At 44.5% G+C, this 18787-nt stretch carries 18 protein-coding genes; 15 read left to right on the plus strand and 3 right to left on the minus strand.

Annotated features, from left to right (window positions below; translation table 11 throughout):
• Positions 1 to 145 precede the first annotated feature (145 nt).
• Positions 146 to 3964 carry a Calx-beta domain-containing protein gene (locus tag BVC89_RS10450; protein WP_086931143.1) on the plus strand — a complete coding sequence of 1273 codons (3819 nt, stop codon included), beginning with the start codon at positions 146 to 148 and terminating at the stop codon, positions 3962 to 3964.
• 113 nt (positions 3965 to 4077) lie between these two features.
• Here BVC89_RS10450 and BVC89_RS10455 read toward each other — a convergent pair whose 3' ends face one another.
• Positions 4078 to 4878: an inositol monophosphatase family protein gene (locus tag BVC89_RS10455; protein WP_086931144.1), complete on the minus strand. Its 801-nt coding sequence runs from the start codon at positions 4876 to 4878 to the stop codon at positions 4078 to 4080.
• A 230-nt stretch (positions 4879 to 5108) separates the two neighbouring features.
• On the opposite strand from BVC89_RS10455, the gene trmJ reads away from it, so the two are divergent.
• The 12 genes from trmJ to BVC89_RS10515 all read left to right on the plus strand — a co-directional run bounded on the left by trmJ (position 5109) and on the right by BVC89_RS10515 (position 15645).
• Positions 5109 to 5888, plus strand: coding sequence for a tRNA (cytosine(32)/uridine(32)-2'-O)-methyltransferase TrmJ (trmJ, locus tag BVC89_RS10460; RefSeq protein WP_086931145.1), 780 nt, complete (start codon positions 5109 to 5111; stop codon positions 5886 to 5888).
• Between the two features lie 81 nt (positions 5889 to 5969).
• On the plus strand, positions 5970 to 6449 hold the full coding sequence (gene iscR / locus BVC89_RS10465; protein ID WP_086931146.1) for a Fe-S cluster assembly transcriptional regulator IscR: 480 nt from the start codon (positions 5970 to 5972) through the stop codon (positions 6447 to 6449).
• Positions 6450 to 6467: 18 nt separating this feature from the next.
• Positions 6468 to 7646 carry an IscS subfamily cysteine desulfurase gene (locus BVC89_RS10470; protein WP_086931147.1) on the plus strand — a complete coding sequence of 393 codons (1179 nt, stop codon included), beginning with the start codon at positions 6468 to 6470 and terminating at the stop codon, positions 7644 to 7646.
• Positions 7647 to 7816: 170 nt separating this feature from the next.
• On the plus strand, positions 7817 to 9256 hold the full coding sequence (gene sufB, locus BVC89_RS10475) for a Fe-S cluster assembly protein SufB (protein WP_086931148.1): 1440 nt from the start codon (positions 7817 to 7819) through the stop codon (positions 9254 to 9256).
• A gap of 87 nt (positions 9257 to 9343) precedes the next feature.
• Complete coding sequence (gene sufC, locus BVC89_RS10480) at positions 9344 to 10093, plus strand: Fe-S cluster assembly ATPase SufC (protein ID WP_086931149.1); 750 nt, start codon at positions 9344 to 9346, stop codon at positions 10091 to 10093.
• Positions 10093 to 11415: a Fe-S cluster assembly protein SufD gene (gene sufD, locus BVC89_RS10485; protein ID WP_086931150.1), complete on the plus strand. Its 1323-nt coding sequence runs from the start codon at positions 10093 to 10095 to the stop codon at positions 11413 to 11415. The genes sufC and sufD overlap by 1 nt, the downstream gene beginning before the upstream one ends.
• On the plus strand, positions 11412 to 12668 hold the full coding sequence (locus BVC89_RS10490; RefSeq protein ID WP_086931151.1) for an aminotransferase class V-fold PLP-dependent enzyme: 1257 nt from the start codon (positions 11412 to 11414) through the stop codon (positions 12666 to 12668). The genes sufD and BVC89_RS10490 overlap by 4 nt, the downstream gene beginning before the upstream one ends.
• 3 nt (positions 12669 to 12671) lie before the next feature.
• On the plus strand, positions 12672 to 13022 hold the full coding sequence (locus tag BVC89_RS10495; protein WP_086931152.1) for a HesB/IscA family protein: 351 nt from the start codon (positions 12672 to 12674) through the stop codon (positions 13020 to 13022).
• A gap of 60 nt (positions 13023 to 13082) precedes the next feature.
• Positions 13083 to 13619 carry a putative Fe-S cluster assembly protein SufT gene (gene sufT / locus BVC89_RS10500; RefSeq protein ID WP_086931153.1) on the plus strand — a complete coding sequence of 179 codons (537 nt, stop codon included), beginning with the start codon at positions 13083 to 13085 and terminating at the stop codon, positions 13617 to 13619.
• A gap of 68 nt (positions 13620 to 13687) precedes the next feature.
• A complete protein-coding gene (locus tag BVC89_RS10505; protein ID WP_086931154.1) occupies positions 13688 to 14113 on the plus strand; it encodes a SufE family protein in 426 nt (141 codons plus the stop codon).
• Between the two features lie 74 nt (positions 14114 to 14187).
• Positions 14188 to 14646 carry a DUF2141 domain-containing protein gene (locus tag BVC89_RS10510; RefSeq protein ID WP_158657875.1) on the plus strand — a complete coding sequence of 153 codons (459 nt, stop codon included), beginning with the start codon at positions 14188 to 14190 and terminating at the stop codon, positions 14644 to 14646.
• Positions 14647 to 14712: 66 nt separating this feature from the next.
• Positions 14713 to 15645, plus strand: a complete 933-nt coding sequence (locus tag BVC89_RS10515; protein WP_086931156.1) for a DUF3179 domain-containing protein — start codon at positions 14713 to 14715, stop codon at positions 15643 to 15645.
• Positions 15646 to 15801: 156 nt separating this feature from the next.
• Here the strand turns inward: BVC89_RS10515 and BVC89_RS10520 are convergent, their stop codons facing one another.
• Positions 15802 to 16353 (minus strand): hypothetical protein, encoded by a 552-nt coding sequence (locus tag BVC89_RS10520; protein ID WP_086931157.1) that lies wholly within the window; start codon positions 16351 to 16353, stop codon positions 15802 to 15804.
• A gap of 148 nt (positions 16354 to 16501) precedes the next feature.
• Positions 16502 to 16960, minus strand: a complete 459-nt coding sequence (locus BVC89_RS10525) for a flavodoxin family protein (protein ID WP_086931158.1) — start codon at positions 16958 to 16960, stop codon at positions 16502 to 16504.
• A gap of 129 nt (positions 16961 to 17089) precedes the next feature.
• On the opposite strand from BVC89_RS10525, the gene ndk reads away from it, so the two are divergent.
• Positions 17090 to 17515 (plus strand): nucleoside-diphosphate kinase, encoded by a 426-nt coding sequence (ndk, locus tag BVC89_RS10530; protein ID WP_086931159.1) that lies wholly within the window; start codon positions 17090 to 17092, stop codon positions 17513 to 17515.
• Positions 17516 to 17553: 38 nt separating this feature from the next.
• The gene (gene rlmN, locus BVC89_RS10535) at positions 17554 to 18765 is read left to right on the plus strand and encodes a dual-specificity RNA methyltransferase RlmN (RefSeq protein WP_281260988.1); all 1212 of its coding nucleotides are present in this window, start codon (positions 17554 to 17556) and stop codon (positions 18763 to 18765) included.
• Positions 18766 to 18787 lie beyond the last annotated feature (22 nt).

The raw sequence follows: 18787 nt of genomic DNA on the forward strand, positions 1-18787 counted from the left end.
TTATTGATATTAATAATACTCTCCCCAGATGATTTCTTATATGCTATAGCTCTAGCGCTTGGGGCTGGACGTCGTATTCTGTCTTAAGACATCTATTTTAATAAGAATATATCTCAATAGGAATTTACACCAATAGGAAGTCGCTATGTTTTCACATCTTTTTTATCTTAATTCTGCTGATACAAAAACTCTTAAAATTCTTGCAGGTATCCTGATAAACAAAACTAGGTTACTTGCGCTAGCTGTATTGCTTATTGTAACCGGGTGTGGTGGCGACGATGTTTCCAGTTTTAACGATAGTGAGATTCCCTCTCCTGTAGGGCAAGAAATTGAGGGTGAGACGGTGACGCCTTCAGACCCAGGTGCGCCGCCGGCTACAGAACAAGAGCTAGAAATTCTACCTACTGTGACCGTGGGCTCTCGTCAGTTTTCAGATCCTAACGTGTTAATTACTTTAAGAGGGAATGCGGTTGCCGCAGATAATGCAAGTATTAGCTCAACCCTATGGACGCAGATTGGCGAACCCCGTGTTCAAATTCTTAATCCGAGTCAGCCTGAAAGTGTCATTCTGGTACCTGACCTTGATGAGGAGACACAGCTGCAGTTTCGTTTCGTAGCACAGGATAGCGAAGGACGATTGAACTCTGCCACCACCTCGGTGGTGGTTCGCCCAACGCCTGCTTTCACGCGAATTGTGGGCAGTATTACCAGTGAAGAACAAGATGCGGCGACATTCACTGTGCGCTTAAGTAGCCCACAGTTAGATGAGGTTGCTGTTACCTATGCAACACGTGATGGTACTGCTCAAGCGGGCAGTGATTATCTGGCAATGGAGGGTACTTTAGTGTTTGCTGCCGGAGAGACGGAGAACACAATAACGGTGCCCATTCTCAATAATGACCCGCAAGAAGAGAATGAATTTTTCAACTTAGTGGTCAATACTCTTGCCAATGATACTGCCACCTTTAATACCGGCGTAGCGCTTATCCGAAATAATCCTGAATTGGTACCAGATATCCAAAACATTATGTTTACCAGTCCTGGGCCTCTTGAGCTATTGGTAGGGAGTACTATTCAAAACGTTATCTTGGCGAGCACCGAGGTGGGATCTGGAGCATTAATGTATGAATCTTCAGATCCTCAAATTGCTACTGTCGATAGTGCTGGAACTGTCACTGCACTTGCTGCCGGTAGCGTTACGATTATGGCGACCAAAGCGGCTGATCCTATTTACCCTTTGAGTGTGGCGAGCTATCAACTGGATATAACAGATGTTACGGAGCCTGCTTTGGCAGGCCTTGGTAATCAAACATTTATTATTGGTGAAGCCATTTCACCTCTGCGCTTTTTTAATGAAGGTGGGGGCAGCTTAACTAGTTGTCAGCAAACAGATTTACCAACCGGCTTAATCGTTGAGCGTGTGGATAATAACAATACTTGTGCAATATCAGGCACGCCAACAATTTTACAAAGTGCCACCAATCATACTATTTTGGCCACCAATAATGCGGGCAGTAGCACAACCAATGTGACCATTACCGTGGTAAACCCCGACGCACCGCAATTAGAGGAAGTGGCTCTGCAAACCTATAGTATTGGGTCGGCTATCCCGACACTGACATTATCCAATAGTGGCGGCGGTAGTTTAATCGAGTGTTCAGATGTGCAAGGTGGGTTACCTGCAGGCCTGACAGTATCTGTATCCAGTGACCGCAGTACCTGTGAAATCAGTGGTACTCCCACCACGCTTCAGGTGGCGACATCGGTGGATATCTTGGCGAGAAACGTGACAGCAAGCAGTACAGTTAGCTTTAGTATTGAAGTGCTAGTGGCCATTGATGCGCCGTCTCTCGGTGCTGTTGCGCCGCAGGTTTACACTTTAAGAGAGACTATTACTGCTCTGCGTTTGCCCAATAGTGGTGGTGGTGAATTAACGGCATGTGACCCTCTGACGACGCTGCCCGATGGTTTGATCCTTGCCGTTACCAATGATCGCACTACTTGCGAGATTCTTGGTACACCGACGACAATTTTACCGGCAATGGATTATGAAATTCGGGCGACCAACCGGCAAGGCAGCAGCGATACAACGCTATTCATCACGGTGAATGATATTGTGTTTACCGAGTCTTTGACGTTTGCCTATGCCAACTCTGCGACGCTTAATATTGGTCTTGCTGTAACTTCAGGTACTGCGCGTGTGGATTGGGGGGATGGGTCTCCTACTGTTGATGTGACCAACCAGGATCTTACCCAGTTAACAGCCGCTCAGGCGTTTTATTCTTATCCAACAACCATGAATGTCAATGTGACGATCAGCTTTTCTGATGGAGTTGCGTCCTTAAGGGGACTGCGAACAACACCTTCTTCGGCTTCACGATTGACTGTTGATATGGACTCATTCTTGAGTGCCAGCAATGTAGAAGTGTTAAGTTTCGGCTCTCTGTCCAACCTTGTTACTGGCGATATCGCTAATTTGGCTTTTAATACACCAGCCCTGCGTGAGCTGCGTGTTGGTCGCGGTGGTGACTTTAGTGGTGATATATCTAGCCTGCCTCTTGGCCTATCAATTCTTACTCTAGCGAATGCGCAAGGGACTTTTTCAGGTTCTATCGATAATCTGCCGCCAAATATGACGCTATTTAGTCTGAGCGAAAGCAATAATATTAGCGGTGATATAGGCAACCTGCCGGCAACGCTTCAGTCTTTTACGCTGGAAGGAGGACGTAATACCGTTACTGGTGTCATTGATAACTTGCCCTCCACGCTGACTCTATTTGATCTGCAGGGGCTTAATACCGTATCTGGCAATATCGATAATATTAATTCTGGTTTTACCCGCTTTGATGTGGGTGGGCGCAACACCATTGGCGGTGATATAACGAATGTGAGTCCCTTTGGTGAACTCGCCCTGAGTGTGCAGGGTGATAATACGATTACCGGTGATATCGCTGGTATTTCTTCATTTATCACCAGCTTACAGATATTTAATGGTGATAATACCTTGTTTGGTAATATTCAAGATCTTCACGCTAATATGCGGACTTTCTTTGTAACTGGCAATAACACTATCGCAGGAGATATTGGCGGTTTACCTGCTAATCTGAATTCTTTTTTTCTCATTGGCCAAAATACAGTGGCCGGCAATATTCAAGATGTTAGTACGGATATGACGACCTTTTTTGTCGATGGACAGAACACGATCACGGGTGATATCGGTTTGTTGGATCCAGGTCAGCTTTCTCAGTTTGAAGTCAGGGGGCAAAATAGTATCGGCGGGGATATCACTAATCTATTGACAAGCACAACCATTACAAGGGTGATTGTAGAAGGTGTTAATACTATTACTGGTGATCTTAGCGCCATCACTAGTGGCCAATTATCCTCACTGATCATTCAAGGCAATAACACTTTAACGGGTAATCTTAATAATGTACTGGCAAGTCCTGATTTGACCCGCGTGGAGATTGACGGTGACAACACGTTAACGGGTGATATCTCTGCTTTGAATGGCTCGGGGGTTTCGTCTTTCGAGTTAGGAGGCCGGAATACTTTTACAGGCGATATCGGAACACTTAATAGTGCTAGTTTAATACTCCTTAATGTTGGAGGCCAAAATACACTTTTTGGCGACCTTGGCTTAATGACCATATCAAACCCCGACACTATAGAAATATCGGGACTTAATGCTATCAATCAATTCACTATTCCAAGTAACTGGACTCCGCCTAATTTATTCCGTCGTCTTGTACTTACTGGTGGCGTTCCCGGTCAAGGCTTCGATGCCGCAACTGTCGATGGGGTGCTCACGTTCATTAACGATAATACGGGTGGTACATCTTCCACTAGAAACGTCAGTATTTCGCGAGTAGGCGATGCGCCGAGAACGGCCGCTTCTGATACCGCTGTAAATGGGTTAGAGCTAAAGAACTTTGAGATTAATACCAATCCTGTGCCTATGTAGGTGCAGGGCAGGTGCAGGTCGTTCTATTTAAATGAAGAGTATTTTATTGCTAAGCCCTATAAACCTAGTTGAGTTTATAGGGCGAAGATAGATATAAAGAATGGGGTGAGTAACTATACCTTGCCCATATGCTTTTCAACAATTTGCAATAAAGGCTTAAACACTTTAGGCGGAGCACAAACAATGTTGCCACTGTCCATATAATCTTTGCCACCACGAAAATCTGAAATTAAACCGCCAGATTCTTTTAACAATAAGACGCCAGCGGCGATATCCCACTGCTTTAAGTTCATTTCCCAAAAACCATCGAAACGACCTGCTGCAACATAGGCTAGATCTAAGGCCGCGGAGCCTGGCCTGCGAAGACCTGCGGTAACACCGGCTATTTCTTTGACGCAAGCAAGGTATTCGTCAATATGACTAAAGGAGAAACCGTTAAACGGTATCCCCGTACCGATGAGGGCACCATCTAAACCGTTTTGTTTACTGACGCGCATACGGCGGCCGTTAAAAGTTGCCCCCTTACCTTTAGACGCGGTAAATTCCTCTCTTTTTATAGGGTCTAAAATGACACCGTGCTCAAGTTGCCCTTTGTACAAGCAGGCGATTGAAACGGCGAAGTGTGGAATGCCGTGAAGAAAATTAGTAGTGCCATCTAAAGGGTCGATTATCCATTCATAATCGCTGTTAGGATCGCCGGTGCTGCCACCTTCTTCACCCGTGAATTTATGATCTGGATAGGCACGTTTTAGATGATAAATCACTTCTTTTTCCGCGTTGCGATCAACTTCGCTGACAAAATCATTGTGGCCTTTTTTCTCGATAGCAACTAAGTCAAGCCGCTCGAAAGCACTTTCAATGACTTCTCCGGCTTTACGTGCCGCTTTCAGAGCAATGGTGAGCATGGGTTCCATAGGTGGTCTCTCGGTTTTACAAGCTAGTAGAATCCTGTCCCACTTGATAGCAGGGAGGGGATAATCGGGCGCGATTATATAGTAAAGCTTCTATTATGCCACGCTATATAGTGCTTATTGCTAGATAAGTATATAGAGCCATTGAGTCTAGCATGCAGGCGATTATATTTGGCGAAAAACGATTCAGGCGGTATAGTGCCGCGTTTTCTATAAGCTAGCTAGAGTGGATTATGCAAGAGCGTCTCAAACGAATACGAATGGTCATGGTGAATACGACCCACCCTGGCAATATCGGTGCGGCTGCACGAGCGATAAAGAATATGGGGCTGTCGTCGTTAGTATTAGTTGACCCTAAGGAATTTCCGTCGCCCAAGGCTGTTTGGCGGGCGGCTGGCGCGGTGGATGTGCTAGAGAACGTTAAAGTGGTATCGACGTTAGACGAAGCCATCTCAGGTTGTGGTTTGGTAGTAGGAACGAGCGCTCGTGAACGGCGTATCCCCTGGCCGCTGCTGACGCCGCGAGAATGTGGCGACAGGGTCTGTGTAGAGTCACAAGAGCATGACATTGCAATACTTTTTGGCCGCGAAGATAGAGGGTTGACCAATGAGGAGTTGCAAAAATGTAACTATCATGTGCATATCCCCGCCAACGCTGACTATTCCTCTTTGAACATCGCCGCCGCGATGCAAGTGATCGCTTACGAAATTCGCATGTCTTTTCTTAACCAGGAAGCTGGACAAGCCATCACTTTTGACGACTGGGACATGCCCCCGGCGAAACAGCAAGACTTGGAAATGTATTACACTCACCTTGAAGAAACTCTAGCCAAGCTCGGTTTTTACGATCCAAAGAATCCAAGACAGACTATGACGCGTATGCGTAGGTTGTACAGCCGAGTGAGAATGGATGAAATGGAATTGAGTATCATGCGCGGTATGTTGACCTCCATTCAAAATTATATTTATCGAACAAATCAGAAGACGGATAGCTCGGACGAAGAAACGCAATAACCAAGTGAAATAGTCGGATAAATACTTGACTGTGGCACTTGGTTTTTGAATAATGTCAATAAATACATTTGGTGAAAACTTATGCGTCTGACTACCAAAGGCCGCTACGCGGTAACGGCAATGTTAGATTTAGCGTTGCATACTCATTCGGGACCTGTGTGTCTTGCTGATATTTCTAAGAGACAAGAGATCTCCCTTTCTTATCTTGAACAATTGTTCGCCAAGCTGCGACAAAACTCCCTCGTACGCAGTGTGCGTGGCCCCGGTGGCGGCTATAAGCTCAACCGTCCCTCTAGCGAAGTTTACGTTGCGGAAATTATCGATGCCGTTAATGAATCTATTGATGCCACAAGTTGTGGTGGTCAAGGAGACTGTCAGCAAGGTGATGTCTGCTTAACTCATTATTTGTGGACTGACTTAAGTGAACAAATCCATAGGTTTTTGAGTGGCATTAGCTTGGCGAGCTTAGTTGACAGACATGAAGTTCAACGTGTTGCTCAGCGCCAAGGTGAGAAAGAGCAGCAAGATCTTAAGGTCATTAGCGCATCTAGTATTGTTTAAAGAAGCTTTTTTGTTGTTATGAAAACTCCTGTTTATCTAGACTACGCTGCCAGTACGCCGGCTGATCCCCGTGTGGCTGAAGCAATGGCGCAGTGCATGACTCTGGAAGGCAATTTTGGCAATCCAGCGTCACGTTCTCACATATATGGTTGGCGAGCTGAAGAAGCGGTTGAAGATGCGCGCGGGGCCTTGGCAGATTTAATCAATGCTGATACGCGAGAAATAGTATGGACAAGCGGCGCTACCGAATCTGACAACTTGGCGATAAAAGGTGCCGCCGAAGGCAGAAGCGCTCGTGGTCGACATATTATTACCGCTCGAACTGAGCATAAAGCGGTACTTGATACTTGCCAACACCTTGCTGCCGAAGGTTTTGAAATAAGCTATATCGAGCCGCCGACTGGCGGTATTATCACTAAGGAACTGGTGCAAGAGCATCTTCGTGACGATACAATTCTTGTTTCGCTCATGCATGTAAATAATGAAATTGGTGTGATTAATGAGGTTGGTGCCATCGGCCAACTTTGTCGGGACAAAGACATTCTTTTTCACGTGGATGCTGCGCAGAGCGTGGGCAAGATTGAAGTCGATGTCAAAGCCTTGCACGTCGATCTGTTGTCGATTTCTGCACATAAGATGTATGGCCCAAAAGGTATCGGGGCTCTCTATGTGAGGCGCCACCCCGATTTTAAGTTGGCGGCTCAGATTCATGGCGGGGGTCATGAACGAGGTATGCGTTCTGGCACATTGCCGACTCATCAGATCGTTGGCTTTGGTGTTGCGGCAAGTATTGCTCAGAAAGAGATGATGGCGGATGCCAAGCGCTTACTTGGCTTGCGTGAAAGGTTTCTAAGTATTGTGGATCGCCTTGACGGTATATTTATTAACGGTGATCTCAGGCAGCGTGTTGCTGGCATCCTCAATATCAGTTTTGCCGGTGTTGAAGGGGAAACTCTATTAATGTCACTGCGTGATTTGGCTGTATCGACCGGATCGGCTTGCACTTCCGTCAGTGTTGAACCTTCTTATGTTTTGCGCGCTCTAGGCGTGGAACCTGAATTAGCACATAGCTCACTGCGCTTGAGTTTTGGCCGTTTTACTACCGAAGAAGAAATTGATTTTGCTGCTAACAAAATTTGCACTACCGTTGACAAGTTGCGAGAGATTTCTCCAACCTGGGTGGCGTCTCAAGTTTGATCATATCAGAGCTAATTAAAAGCTACGCAGCTGGTATGATACGTGTCGTGTTTTGCTTATCTGATGAAAAATGCGTGACTGTTACCAGATGAAATAGCAGGTAAGCGAGCAACAGTTAAATAAGCAAATAAAGAATTGTATCGAATTTAATCTTATTGAGTTTAATTATTATGTCACAAGAGCAAATCGACCACTTAATCGAACAAGATTATGTTGCTGGCTTTGTTACCGACATCGAGTCTGAAACATTGCCACCGGGTTTGAATGAAGAGGTCATTCGGTTTATATCTGCTAAAAAGAACGAACCCGAATGGATGTTAGAGTGGCGTCTAAAAGCTTTTGAGGTTTGGAAAAGCATGGATGAGCCGCAGTGGGCTCATGTGAATTATCCGAAAATTGACTTCGATGCAATCTCTTATTACTCGGCCCCAAAAAGTTTAGCAGATAAGCCCAAAAGTCTCGATGAAGTTGATCCTGAGCTTATTGAAACCTACAACAAACTGGGCATTCCTTTGCACGAGCAAGAGATGTTGGCCGGTGTTGCTGTGGATGCGGTGTTTGATTCTGTTTCTGTCACCACAACCTTTCGCAAGAAATTGAAAGATGCAGGTGTAATATTTTGCCCTATTTCAGAGGCGGTGCATGAATATCCTGAGTTGGTTAAAAAATACTTGGGTAGTGTCGTTCCTCAAAAAGATAATTTTTATGCTGCTCTAAACTGCGCTGTATTCAGTGATGGCTCCTTTGTCTATATCCCCAAAGGGGTGCGCTGCCCGATGGAGCTGTCTACGTATTTTCGCATTAACGAATCTAATACCGGACAGTTTGAGCGAACGCTAATTGTTGCCGATGAAGGTAGTTATGTGAGTTACCTAGAAGGTTGCACAGCTCCAATGCGCGATGAAAATCAGTTGCATGCGGCGGTGGTCGAATTAGTTGCCTTAGACGATGCCAAAATAAAATATTCCACCGTACAGAACTGGTACCCAGGTGATGCCCAGGGCAAAGGTGGTATTTATAATTTTGTAACCAAACGAGGTGTTGCACATCGCAATGCTCACATTTCTTGGACGCAGGTGGAGACAGGGTCTGCAGTTACCTGGAAATATCCAAGCTGTGTTTTAAAAGGCGATAACAGTGTAGGAGAGTTTTACTCGGTGGCGCTGACCAATAACTTTCAGCAAGCCGATACGGGTACTAAGATGATTCACTTGGGTAAAAATACCAAGTCGACCATTATTTCCAAGGGTATTTCAGCAGGTAAAAGCTCTAATGCGTATCGTGGTTTAGTGCGTATGAATCCCGCAGCTGAAGGTGCGCGCAATTACACACAATGTGATTCGCTATTAATTGGCGATACTTGTGCTGCTCATACTTTCCCTTACATCGAAAGTAAAAATCCTTCCGCTATTGTCGAACATGAAGCCACCACGTCAAAAGTGAGTGATGATCAGCTTTATCTATGTCAACAACGGGGTATTGATACTGAAAAAGCGGTATCGATGATCGTTAACGGTTTTTGTAAAGAAGTATTTAAAGAACTACCCATGGAATTTGCTGTGGAAGCGGGCAAATTATTAGAGGTGAGCCTCGAGGGTAGTGTGGGCTAGTGGCTGTGACCACAACGCCGTCGTTTATATACATGATATTTTCTGCGCTCATACACGATATTGGCGCTTTTTGGGAGAAACATATTAATGCTGTCGATTAATAATTTACAGGCGCAAGTTGAAGATAAACCTATTTTAAAGGGCTTAAACTTTACCGTTAATCCAGGAGAAGTGCATGCGATCATGGGCCCTAATGGTTCCGGCAAAAGTACACTTGGTCATGTATTATCTGGTCGTGAAGGCTACGAAGTAACTGGTGGTAGCGTAGAATTTTGTGGCAAAGATTTATTGGCGATGGAAACAGAAGAGCGTGCACGGGAAGGATTATTTCTTGCGTTCCAATACCCTGTGGAAATACCTGGGGTAAGCAATATGGAATTTCTCAAGGCTTCTGTCGATGCGGTGCGCGAACATCGCGGTTTACCTGCATTGGATGCTATCGCCTTTATGAAACAAGCACGAGAAATGTGTAAAGCGGTTAATTTAGAGCAGAGTTTTTTAAAGCGCGGCGTTAATGAAGGTTTTTCTGGCGGCGAAAAAAAGCGTAATGAAATTATGCAAATGATGTTGTTAGAACCTCGTTTGGCGATTTTGGATGAAACCGATTCAGGCCTTGATATTGATGCTTTGCAGGTTGTTGCAGAAGGCGTTAATTCACTGCGTGCTGAGGATCGCTCCTTTATTGTTGTGACCCATTATCAGCGTTTACTTAACTATATTGAGCCAGACTTCGTTCATGTTTTAGCAGGAGGCCAAATAGTGAAATCAGGAGATAAATCCTTGGCCCTTGAACTAGAAGAAAAAGGCTACGGCTGGTTGGAGAGTGAGGTCGCCTAATGACGAGTTTTGTAGATCAAGCTTTAGCATATCCGACGCAGGACTCGCCTGCATGGCTACAAGGCTTTAAACAGGAAAAAACCGAGCTGTGGCAACAGGCAAGCTTTCCCCACCGAAAAACTGAGCATTGGAAATATACCAATCTTAAGGCATTAGAACAGGGGGAGTTTTTTCAAAGTCCGGCAAGCACTCACACCCTCGATGAAAAAGCATTGGAGAGGCTGGCGATTCCCGGCCTGGATACTATTGATCTGATTTTTATCAATGGTGTTTTCCAGCAGCACTTGTCGACGGCAGCCAATGATTTACCTGAAGGACTGAATGTCACACGCTTTGCTGAAGCTTCCTCACAACAGCAAGATGTTATTCAGGAATATTTAGGCAATGTCGCCAAAGATCTTGGTCATCTATTTGTGACATTAAACAATAGTCATTTAGCTGACGGCGTGTTTGTTTCAGTAGATAAGAATACGCAAGCTAGTAAGCCTATCCGTATTGTCCAACTCACCTCCGCGCAAGCCCAGAATTTTGCCGTGGCGCCGCGCCTTTTGGTGGTGCTGGAGGAGGGTGCCGAAGCTTGTGTTATTGAGCACTTTGCCAGCGATGATAATAAACAAACTAGTTTTGTTAATGCCGTTTGTGAAATTGAAGTGAAAGATAATGCAAAGCTTGAGCACTATCGTTTGCACCTGGAACACGAGTCTAATCTTCATATCGGTGGTATGCACGTTAACTTACGAAGAGATGCTGTACTAGATAGCTTTCATCTAGCGCTTGGTAGTGTGCTTAAGCGTATCGATGTTGTGGTTAATCATTTGGGCAAAGGCGCCCACAGTAATCTCAACGGTGTTTATTTACCTTCTAATAAGCAGCATGTGGATTACCATACATGTATTGAACATGCGGTGCCTCATTGCACGAGTAATGAAGTGTTTCGTGGGATTATTAGTGACAATGCCAAAGCAGTATTTAATGGCCGCATTCACATACATAAAGATGCACAAAAAACTCTTGCTCAGTTGAGTAATAAAAATCTGCTTACTAGCAACAAGGCGGAAATTGATACCAAACCAGAATTAGAAATTTATGCTGATGATGTGCAATGTGCTCATGGCGCTACGGTGGCACAGCTTGATGATAACGCTATGCATTATTTAATGACGCGAGGTGTATCTAAAGATGATGCCCGTGTAATGATGAGCTTTGGCTTTATCAATGAGCTTATTAATCAAATTAACCATGAAGCCTTGGCAAATTATTTACGACCTAAGATGGCACAATTATTTTCCGGTAAAATAGCGCTATTGGATCAAGCTTTATGAGTGATCAGATGTTAGCTCCAGAGAATACCTGTCGGCAATTTGATATCGCTAGCGTACGCGAAGACTTCCCCATCTTGCGGCAGGAAGTTAACGGACATCCTCTAGTCTATTTGGATAATGCCGCGACCACTCAAAAGCCGAATGCCGTTATTGATGAAATTAGCAATTATTATCGTTCGTACAATTCTAATGTACATCGCGGCGCGCATCATCTTAGTGACAAAGCCACTTCTCACTTTGAGGCAGCTCGTGAGCGAATCTCTAAATTTGTTAACAGTCCAAAGGCCAGTCAGGTAATTTGGACACGTGGTACAACAGAAGCTGTCAATTTGGTTGCCTCTTCTTGGGGGCGAGCGAACATTTCTTCTGGCGATACTATTTTAGTGCCCGAACTTGAGCATCACTCCAATATTGTGCCTTGGCAAACATTGGCAATAGAAAAAGGCGCGCAGGTAAAACCTATTCCTGTAAGTGATATTGGCGAAATAGATTTGGCAGCTTTCGATGCTTTGCTTGATGATAGTGTCAAGCTGGTTGTGGTGAATCATGTTTCAAATGCCCTGGGCACCATCAACCCCATCAAAGAAATTATTGAACGCGCCCACAGTGTTGATGCCAAAGTCCTGGTCGATGGGGCACAGGCGGTGGCTCACTTTGAGGTGGATGTTCAGATCCTAGATTGCGATTTCTACGCGTTTTCGGGGCATAAATTATATGGCCCAACAGGTATTGGCGTGCTGTGGGGAAAAGAGAGTTTACTAGAGGCCATGCCCCCCTATCATTTTGGTGGCGAAATGATTGAGAGTGTTAGTTTCTCTGGCACCACATTCAATCGCCTACCTTATAAGTTTGAAGCGGGGACGCCAGATATCGCTGGAGCTATTGGTCTTGCGGCTGCTGTCGATTATCTGTGCTCCTTTGATCGCGCTCTTGTGCAAAAACATGAACAAGATGTACTGACATACGCGATTGATCTTCTGAGTGATATTTCAGGACTTAAGCGAGTTGGTGAGTCTTCTAATTGCACAGGCGTTTTTAGTTTTGTGATTACAGGAACCCACCCTTCAGACGTAGGCATGTTGCTTGATCAGCAGGGAGTGGCGGTAAGAACTGGTCATCACTGTGCACAGCCTCTTATGGAGCGGTTGGCATTACCTGGAACGGTACGGGCGTCTTTTGCGATGTATACCTCGCGACAAGACATTGATAAATTATATGAAGCTTTGACGAAAGTTTTGCAATTTTTGGTTTGAATTATGAGTGTTGAAACTTTTAGTGCGGAACAATCTATTACGGTGACTAATGCAGCGGCTGAGCACTTTGCTCGCGAGCTTGCCAAAAAAGGTGGCCAGGCGGTGCGTATCAGCCTCAAACAAAGTGGCTGCACGGGCTTTAAATATGTTATCGACGAAGTTGAATCTCGTGAAGACGGTGATCTAACCATCACTTTAGAAAACGGTATTGCTGTATATCTCGATCCTAAGCATTTAGCTGCTTTAAACGGCACCGTTATCGATTATGTTCAACAGGGATTGAATAAAAATTTGGTACTCGATAACCCGAATGTAAAAGACATGTGTGGTTGTGGTGAGTCTTTTAATGTTTAACATATGCAGTATCACGTTTGTAGTGAATTGCTAATAAAGCAATAGATAAAGAGATAATATATGTCAGAACAGCGCATGGTCGCGACCCAGCGAGATTGTCCGGCACGTTTGGTGCCTGTGGGCGACCCTCTAACCATTCCGGCCAATAGTTTTATCACTATTACCCAGTCTCTGGGGGGCAATTACACGGTTGTTTATCAGGGCAATATGCTGCGTGTGGATGGAACTAATGCTGACGCTCTCGGCTTAGAAAAATATCAGCTGAGCTTTGACGACCATGGTGATGGCTGCATTCACGAAGAACAGGTATGGGCAGCCTTAGAAACTGTTTATGATCCAGAGATACCAGTAAATCTAAAGAGTTTGGGACTCATTTATTCTGTCGATATAAACCAAGATACTAAATCTGTGGCAATCACTATGACACTTACCGCGCCTGGTTGTGGCATGGGGCCTGTACTGGTGGGGGATGTCGAGTATCGGGTCAAGTTAGTACCCAATGTAGAATCTGTTAGAGTAGACTTGGTATTCGATCCACCGTGGCATCGCGATATGATGTCAGAAGAAGCCCAGCTTGAAACAGGTATGTTTTATTAGGTCTTACTAGTTGGTTCTTCTAGTTAAACGATATTCTTTTCTGGTTTTTTATATTAAAGCGATTATTTATGTCCACAGCATCAACTCCATTTGGTTCGAGCATTACTAATGACGATATTATTGATGCGCTTAGCTTTTTTGATACTTGGGAAGAGCGCTACAAATATATTATTGACTTGGGTAAAGAATTACCTGCCATGGATGATGCGAAAAAAGATGAAGACCACCTAGTGAGAGGTTGTCAGAGTCAAGTTTGGATAGACTCGAACAATACGGATGGTGTGTATTGGTTTGAGGCCGACAGTGATGCCTTTATCGTAAAAGGTCTGCTCGGTGTCGTCTTAGCTGCCTACAATGGTAAAACTGCTGAAGATATTCTCGCCTACGATATTGAAGAGTATTTTAATTCTCTGGGTCTACTCAAACACCTTAGCGCTACACGAGGGAATGGCTTGCGCGCAATGGTGGAAAAAGTCCGTACAACAGTGTCTTAGTTAATCTCACTACGCTATCTATGTGCAGGCAGGCTGCAATGGGCGTTTATAGGCACTCAATACGAGTATACCGAATGATAATACGTTTGTTTTTGCTGCTCTTGTTTACCTTCCAACTAAGCGCGTGTGCTAATAAAAACCACCTAACGCCACCTTTACTTGAAGGTGAATTTTCTCTAATTGTTAATGTCGAAGGCCTTGTGTGTTGCGAGGGAACCTTGCGCTTGGGTGTATATCATGACAAGGCTTTCTGGATGAGTGAGACGGGCATGGTGAGGGGGCGCATTGGTATGGTGTCGAGTCAAACCCAGAAGGTTGAAATTCATGGCCTACCCAAAGGCAATTATGCTATTGCTGTCCACCAAGACCTAAATGGCGATGGTAAGCTCAATCGTCGTTTAGGCTTAATACCCAAGGAGCCCTATGGCTTTTCCAATAACGTTGGTAAGTATGGGCCGGCTGCATTTGGCAAAGCTTCGATTTATCTCGATAAGGATAGAGAAATCACGATTGTGTTAAATACGGTCCCTTAGTTGAATAGCCTACCTGTTTTCAGCATATTCGACACGAGGGCTGACCGTTACGCAGGTGAAAAAATTATGATACGTCTTCTTTTGTTAGTGTGTGTCCTACTATCTTGTCCTTCTCTATGGGCTAAGACTCTTAATGGTTTTGACGTATCTAACAGTATTATTCCCATTAAAGAAATTGTTCATGGTGGGCCACCGCGCGATGGTATTCCCGCTATTAATAACCCCCATTATGTCAGTTCCAAGGAAGCGGGGTTTATGAGACCTGAAGATATTGTCTTGGGGTTTGAAATAGCAGGGCAAAGCTATGCTTTTCCTCGCCATATTATGAATTGGCATGAGCTGGTTAATGATGAGATTAATGGCGAGCCTTTTGTTGTGAGTTATTGCCCTTTGTGCGGCAGTGGCATGGCTTTTTCGTCTAAGCTCAGAAAAGATACTCTTACCTTTGGTGTTTCCGGTTTACTCTATAATAACGATCTTATCTTTTATGATAAGAATACGGAGTCACTCTGGTCGCAACTTGAGGGTAAAGCCATCAGTGGGCCTTATGTCCAAACCAAGTTAGAGCAACTAAACCTTAGCCATACTACATGGGCTAACTGGTCTAATTTGCATCCGCAGACAAAGGTATTAAGCGAGCAACAGGGAGTAAAACGTAACTATCGTCATGACCCTTACAGTGGCTACGAAACTTCCAGTGCCGTTTTTTTTAAAACGTTACGTAAAGTACCCAAAGATTATCACACTAAGGAACGTGTCATGGGAGTGCAAATTGGCAGTAACATAAAAGCCTATCCCTATGTGGAACTACGGAAAACGGGTAAAACAAGTTTTGAAGATACCCTTGGTGGTGAACGTTATCGTATTTTTTGGGATAACGAACACGAAACTGCAGCCATCGAAACCCTTTCTGGAAAGAGGGTGGTCAGTACCACCAGTTACTGGTTCGCGTGGTATTCTTTTTATCCCAACACAGAAGTTTATCGTGCAGTTAAATAGGCCATTATTAACTCGGTAAATGTACTTTTTACCTTTGGTGGACGTATTAAATGGCCGCAGATGAGCTACTTTATTGTCAAGTTAATAAATGCCTATCCGTGAGCAGGTGAGGTGCTCACGGATATAAACGGTAGAAAATGTATTATTAAGCCCATTTTATGTGTTTTGCTGGTTTTTAATATGATTCGTAATAAAGTCACTTTTGGTGTCTTTGTGCACGTTGTGTGCGTCGTGCCTCAGTGCCGCACCAAAGCCAACAGCGGCACCTCCCACAGCCATTGCGCCAATGCCCGCACCTATGCCTAGCCCTGCTCCAATCTGAGCCCCTGGTGCAGCCATAGCAGCGCCACTTGCGGCAGACAAACCGGCTCCTAAGCCTATCGCTCCAACCCCTGTCGCAATCTTTTTGTTACCCTCATATCGCATGTCTGCTCGTTGGTCTCGTACACTATTGCGTGTTTGGTTGTTTAGATCACGCCAAGCTTGCGTTGCGTTATTGAGTTGCTGCTTTGTGTATTGGGTGCCATCTCTAAGTTTGCCGTAGTTACCTTGATTTAGAGCGCTCTTCGATGGTGGAAACATATTTTTAACGGAATTAGAACGGAAATGGCTAACCAGCGCTTGTAGGGGCGTTTTTTTTTGTGCACCTTGTGTATTAAAATTTGAAACTGTATGGTGATTAGACAACCTTGGCAAATGAATGCTCATAGTTAAACTCCTGCTAAGTTTTTTTGATTGCTGCTAGCAGTGTGTAGATCTCGATAAATATTAGTTCGTCTGTTATTTCTGAGCCATTTAAGTAAAGCAATTTTTACAGGGAACTTTGATTGAAATTGTATATGTTGACGGTGATGTCTTAAAAGATTCCCTCATTTAAGCCGATGGCAAATGCCTGACCCAGATCGTAGAGTTGCTGCTGAAATTCCAGCTTAAAATCACCTTTAAGAATAAGGGCTTCTTGCACTTTACTCCAACCCAGCCCTTTGGTAATACTTTCGGTTGAACGCTGGGCGCCGGTGCCGTCTTTACCCGCTCGTATGACCAATGCGTAGGGTAGCCCACGTTTACTGTCAATTAAATCGTAATAAACTCGATCAAATAGATCTTTTAGTGCGCCGCTCATATAGCCAAAGTTTTCTGTAGTAAATAAGATCAGACCATCAGCTCTGGCAATCGCTTGTGCATCTGCATCAAAAGGTATTAAACATTCTACATCTATAATATTTGTGTCGTTTTTTGCGCCATCGAGCAAGGCTTGAGCTAGAGATTTTGTATTTTTTGAGGGTGTATGGGCTACGATTAGGAGTTTTTTCACGATAGCGCTCTATTTTTGGTGTAACAGCTTACTATTCTAACGCTTAAGCCCTTATAATTGCCGGATTTTGCGATGCCAAAAGTGTCGCAGCTGGAATTAATCAAAATATTGCTTGAGGAGTAAAACTTAATGAGCACAGAACGTACACTTTCAATCGTTAAACCCGATGCTGTAGGCAAGAACGTTATTGGAAAAATCTATAGCCGTTTTGAAGATGCGGGTTTAAAAATTGTTGCGGCTAAGATGATGCATTTGAGCGAAGAAAAAGCACAAGGCTTTTATGCTGAGCATAAAGAGCGTCCTTTCTTTGGTGAACTGGTTGAGTTTATGACTTCAGGCCCTGTTATGGTTCAGGTACTAGAAGGTGAAAATGCGGTAGTGCTCAACCGTGACTTGATGGGTGCGACTAACCCTGCCGATGCTGCAGAAGGCACTATCCGTAAAGATTACGCTGAATCGGTAGGCTGCAATGCGGTACACGGTTCTGATTCTCCTGAATCTGCGCAGCGAGAAATCGCCTATTTCTTCGCAGAAGACGAAGTCTGTCCACGCTAAGCCTTAGCGTAAAAAATAGTAAAATGTGAGGTACACACGTGAGTTCGGAGGTTAATATCAGTACGCCAGCAGACGCTCATCATGAGGGCAAGGTTAATTTCATGGGGATGAGTCAGGCCAAACTGGAGGCGTTCTTCATTGCTATTGGTGAAAAGCCTTTCCGAGCCACGCAAATCTTGAAGTGGATTCATCAATACGGAGTCACCAACTTCGATGAGATGACCAATGTGAGTAAAGTGTTGCGACAAAAGTTGCAGACACTGGCGTATATCGAAGCGCCTGACGTTATTCGCCAATGGGATTCCGCTGATGGCACTCGCAAATTCTTGATTAGGGTAGGTGGCGGCAATGCCATTGAAGCGGTCTATATTCCAGAGTCAGACCGCGGAACCTTGTGTGTATCGTCACAAGTTGGCTGTTCCTTAGATTGTAGCTTTTGTGCTACCGGTAAACAGGGCTTTAACCGCGATTTAAGTGCAGCTGAGATCATTGGTCAGGTGTGGCAAGCCGCACGATCTTTTGACCAATTTAAAGAAGGTTCTGTGCGCAGAATTACCAACGTCGTTATGATGGGAATGGGAGAGCCACTGCTCAATTTCGACAACGTGGTGGATTCTATGAATCTGATGATGAATGACTTTTGTTATGGTTTATCTAAACGACGAGTGACTCTCAGTACTTCCGGTGTTGTTCCGCAGTTAGATCGTCTCGGTGAATACACCGACGCGTGTCTGGCAATATCGCTACACGCCCCCAATGATGAATTGCGTAACCAATTGGTTCCGCTAAATAAAAAATACCCTATTGCAGAACTACTAGCATCAGCACAACGCTATATTGAAGGTTTGCCTGATAATCATAGAAAAATCACTATCGAATACACATTGATAGACCAACTTAACGATAGACCTGAGCATGCCCATGAATTGGCGGAGCTATTGCGTGATGTGCCGGTCAAAATTAACCTAATTCCTTTTAATCCATTCTCTTTATCGAATTATAAGCGTGTGAGTAATAATGCTCTGCGTCGTTTTCAAAAGATATTAATGGATGCTGGTTTTACCGCAACTATTAGAACTACTCGCGGTGATGATATCGATGCTGCATGCGGCCAGTTGGCGGGTAAAGTAAATGATCGCACTAGGCGCAGCGAAAGGTATAAGATAGACACTGTTGCCCTAGACGATTCAGATAGAGATGTTATACCAGTAAAAATTATTCCTGCACACAGCGAATCCTTGAAGCATTAGGGGCAGCATAAGGGCTAAGGCT

The sequence above is a fragment of the Agarilytica rhodophyticola genome (assembly GCF_002157225.2).
GTDB classification, from domain to species: Bacteria; Pseudomonadota; Gammaproteobacteria; order Pseudomonadales; family Cellvibrionaceae; genus Agarilytica; species Agarilytica rhodophyticola.